General features: G+C 62.4%; 2 protein-coding genes. Both read right to left on the bottom strand.

Annotation, left to right across the window (positions count from 1 at the left end):
- Positions 1 to 92: 92 nt before the first annotated feature.
- Positions 93 to 1,430, bottom strand: coding sequence for a 16S rRNA (cytosine(967)-C(5))-methyltransferase RsmB (gene rsmB / locus B4U49_RS00750; RefSeq protein WP_078082696.1), 1,338 nt, complete (start codon positions 1,428 to 1,430; stop codon positions 93 to 95).
- Entirely contained in the window at positions 1,423 to 2,391 is a 969-nt protein-coding gene (gene fmt, locus B4U49_RS00745; RefSeq protein ID WP_078082695.1) for a methionyl-tRNA formyltransferase, read from the bottom strand. Before fmt ends, rsmB begins: the two co-directional genes overlap by 8 nt.
- Positions 2,392 to 2,488 lie beyond the last annotated feature (97 nt).

The following is a 2,488-nucleotide window of genomic DNA, read 5'->3' as shown; positions in this document are numbered from 1 at the left end:
GACGCTCCTGAAAACTCGCCCCCGGCACTCGGCCTTAAATTTCTATAGTTGTACTTCGTAAGCCAGAGAACAGTTCAGCGAATCCTCCAGGGTCAGCCCTCTGGAATCAGCTTTTCCAGCTTCGCGTAGTAAAACCCGTCGCCTGCATGAATACCGGGCAACAGTTGCATACCAGCTTCCTGCGGCAGCCCCCAGGGCTGATCGTGCAGCAATTGCGGCGTATTGTCCCTCGCATCCGGTGTCTCCGCAACGAAGCGCGCCACCTGAGCGCTGTTTTCCTCTGGGAGTATGGAGCAAGTGGCATAGAGCAGGGTGCCGCCGGGTTTGAGCAGCGGCCACATTGCGCGCAGTATTCGGCCCTGCAGTTCGGCCAGTTCGGCAATGTCTTCGGGCCGCCGCAGCAGCTTGATATCCGGGTTGCGACGGATGACACCGGTGGCGGAGCAGGGGGCGTCTAGCAGGATGCGGTCGTACTGTTCGCCGTCCCACCAGTGTTCCGGCTCGGCGGCGTCGGCGCAGATGACCTGTACGGCAATGCCGAGGCGCTCCATATTCTCGATCACCCGGTCAAGGCGCTCTTCTTCTATATCCAGTGCGCTCAGGTCGAGGTCGGGTTGCAGCTCCATCAGGTGGCAGGTTTTGCCACCGGGGGCGGCGCAGGCGTCGAGGATTTTTTCTCCTGCCTGCGGGTCGAGCAGGTGCGCAGCCAGCTGCGCGGATTGGTCCTGCACACTGACCAGGCCCTCTTCGAAGCCGGGCAGCCGGGTTACGGCGACGGGGTTTTCCAGCACGAGTCCGGACTCAGCCAGCTCACAGGGCTGCGCGGGGATGCCCGCCTGTTTGAGCTGTTCCAGGTAATCGTCGCGGTTGGTCTGCGCGGCATTCACCCGCAGGGTCATGGGCGGGTTTTCGTTGTTGGCGGTGAAGATGGTTCTGGCTTCACTGCCCCAGGCGTTTTTGATGGCCTGTTGCAGCCATTCTGGGTGTGCGGAGCTGAACTGGGGGTTGCCGGAGAGCTTGCGAGTGAGTGTTTCCTTATTGCGCAGGGCATTGCGCAACACACCGTTGACCACGCCGGTGGCGTGGCCGAGCTTGATCGTGCGGGCGGCTTCGACGGTGGCGGCGATGGCGGCGTGATCGGGGATGCGGGTGTATTCGAGCTGGTACAGACCCACCAGCATCAGCGCTTCCAGCTCCTCATCCTTGACCGGCTTGCGCAGCAGTTTTTTCAGCATCAGCTCCAGGCGCGGGGCGAAGCGGGCGGTGCCGTAGCAGAGCTCGCGCAGCAGTGCACGGTCTTTTTCGTCCACCTGTTTTTCCGCCCACGGCAGCAAGCGCTGCAGGGAACCCCGATCTTGATACAGACGGGCAATAACCCGGGCGGCGAGGGCGCGGGTGTCTTTGAGGGTTTTGCTGGAGGTATCACTCATGGATCTGGCCTAGCTGGGTACCCGCGACAAACAGTTCGCGATAGCCCTTGAGAATTTCAGCAACCGGCAGGGCCTTCTTGCCCGGCAATTGTAGTTGACTCAGACGCAAGGCCTCGCGCCCGCAGGCCACCAGGATACCCTCGTCATCTGCCCCCAGGATTGTGCCCGGTTGCTCGGTGTGACAGCCCTGTTCGTGTTTGGCAGCGTAGATCCGCAGGCGCTGGGATTTGCCCTTGCCGTCGAGATACTCGGTCCAGCACACCGGAAACGGGTTAAACGCGCGGATAAGCCGCGCCAGTTCCGCTGCGGGGCGCTGCCAGTCGATACGGGCTTCTTCTTTGGAAATTTTGCCGGCGTAATTGGCAAGCGTGTCGTCCTGGACCTGCGGCTGTGCGGTGCCGTTCTCCAGTGCCTCGAGCGCTTCCAGCAGTGCAGGCCCGCCCAGGCCGGCAAGTTTGTCGTGCAGGCTACCGCCCGTTTCATTGGCAGTGATCGGCGTGCGCACCTCAACCAGCACCGGCCCGGTATCCAGCCCGGCCTCCATCTGCATGATGGCCACGCCGCTCTCCGCATCCCCGGCTTCCACTGCGCGCTGGATCGGCGCCGCGCCGCGCCAGCGTGGCAGCAGAGAGGCGTGCACATTCACACAGCCCAGGCGCGGGGTATCCAGCACAACCTGCGGCAGTATCAGGCCATAGGCCACCACCACCATCACATCGGCATTCAGCGCTGCCAGTTCCCGCTGCGCGTCTTCGTCGCGCAGGGAGCGCGGCTGGTAAACCGGGATATCGTGCTCAAGCGCCAGTTGCTTAACCGGGCTCGCCAGTAGCCTCTTGCCGCGCCCGGCGGGGCGATCGGGCTGGCTGTAGACGGCGATCACCTTGTGTTCGCTGTCGAGCAGGGATTGCAGGTGTACCGCGGCGAAATCGGGGGTGCCGGCGAAGATGATGTTCAGGCTCATGAAGGGATATCGATTTTGGTCAGAAAAGAGAATTTGCTATGGAGCGCAAAAATACGATGCGAAGGCGCGGTGCCGGGTACCTGTTTTCAGAAGCGTC

This window comes from Microbulbifer mangrovi (assembly GCF_002009015.1).
Classification (GTDB): Bacteria; Pseudomonadota; Gammaproteobacteria; order Pseudomonadales; family Cellvibrionaceae; genus Microbulbifer; species Microbulbifer mangrovi.
The sequence above is the reverse complement of the archived record's forward strand: the minus strand, read 5'-3'. Positions and strand labels throughout refer to the sequence as shown.